Source organism: Candidatus Zixiibacteriota bacterium, assembly GCA_022865345.1.
GTDB lineage: Bacteria > Zixibacteria > MSB-5A5 > MSB-5A5 > RBG-16-43-9 > RBG-16-43-9.
Map to the genome: position 1 here is coordinate 1 of JALHSU010000163.1, position 1,598 is coordinate 1,598.

A 1,598-nucleotide genomic window follows, 5' to 3' on the forward strand; every position below is an offset into this window, starting at 1 on the left:
AGTCCTGCTTACCATCTCTCTGGCCAAAACCTACCGGACCTACAGGAAAGACCTTCCCTCCCTTTCTCAACTGCATAATATCGAGCCCAATCTTTCCACCAAACTTTACGGCAGCGATGGAAAGATATTTAAAGAGTTCTACACTGAAAGAAGGACCTTAATCCCCCTGCGCGAGATGCCCCCCTATTTATTGGATGCTCTTTTATCGGCTGAGGATAGAAAATTTTATCGTCACTGGGGGTTTGACCTTTTAGGAACAGCACGCGCACTGGCGAATGACCTGTTTCACCTTAAGATCACCCAGGGTGGCTCCACCATCACCCAGCAGTTAGCCCGAACCCTTTTTTTAACCCGGGAGAAAACCTTACCGCGCAAGATCAAGGAGTTCCTGACCGCCATAAAGATCGAAAGAACCTACTCCAAGGATGAGATACTGGAGATGTATCTGAACCAGTGCTATTTCGGCAAAGGAGCCTATGGCATCCAGGCAGCAGCCCAGGTCTTCTTCAGCAAGGATGCCAGGGAATTGACCCTGCCCGAATGTGCTCTATTGGTGGGTGTGTTGAAGTCTCCTAATCGCTATTCCCCTCTGGATTATCCGGATTTAGCTTTAAACCGAAGAAATTTAGTTTTAAGGGCAATGGAAGATAACGGAAAATTAACTGGTGAAGAATATGACAGCTTAAAAGCACTTCCTCTCCAGCTTAAAACCTCATCTTCCAAAACCGGTTTGGGACCTTATTTTTCTGAAATGGTCAGACAATATCTTATCGAGGAATATGGCGAGAAAAGCCTGTATAATGGTGGGCTTTCGGTCTATACTACTCTGAATCCGGAGATGCAAAAAGCAGCAGAGGAGATCGTCAAGACCCAGTTAGCCCTGTTACAGAAGAACTTTGAGTCCAGCCACACCTTGAAAGAGGATAACTATATCACCATTGCAGTTGACACCCTTAACGGCAAGGTCAGAAAAAAAAGATTATTTAAGGAACTCCAGGCTGCTCTGGTGGCAATTGATAACCGTACCGGCAATATCCTGGCGATGGTTGGAGGAAAAGACTTCACCAAGAGCGAATTTAACCGGGCAATTCAGGCTTTAAGACAACCAGGTTCTGCTTTTAAGCCTTTTGTCTGGACCGCAGCCCTGGAGAACGGTTTCAAGCCTACTGATATAATCTATGATACCCCGGTGATACTCCAGGCCGGGGATGGAATAGAATGGAAACCACAGAATTTTGATACTACTTTTAGGGGTCCGATGACCTTAAGGGAGGGCTTGAGGATATCCAGAAACATTGTCTCAGTTAAACTGATCCAGAAGATTACCCCGCAGGAGGCAGTCAAATATGCTCACCAGATGGGGATAAACTCATATCTTGCCCCATTCCCGTCTTTGTCCTTAGGTTCCTCTGAGGTTAACCTTTTAGAGCTGGTTGATGCTTACTCTGTATTCCCTAACGGCGGGATAAGGGTCGAACCGAAGTCTATTCTTAAGATTACTGACCGGTATGGAAAAATTCTGGAAAAGAACACCTCTGTGGAAAAACAGGAGGTCCTGGATCCGCAGACCTCTTATATAATGACCACGATGTTGCAGA

1 protein-coding gene is annotated in these 1,598 nt (G+C 46.0%); it reads left to right on the plus strand.

Going from position 1 to position 1,598, the window contains the following annotated elements:
- Positions 1 to 1,598, plus strand: a 1,598-nt coding sequence (locus MUP17_07955; protein MCJ7458910.1) for a PBP1A family penicillin-binding protein, incomplete at both ends; no start/stop codon positions are given.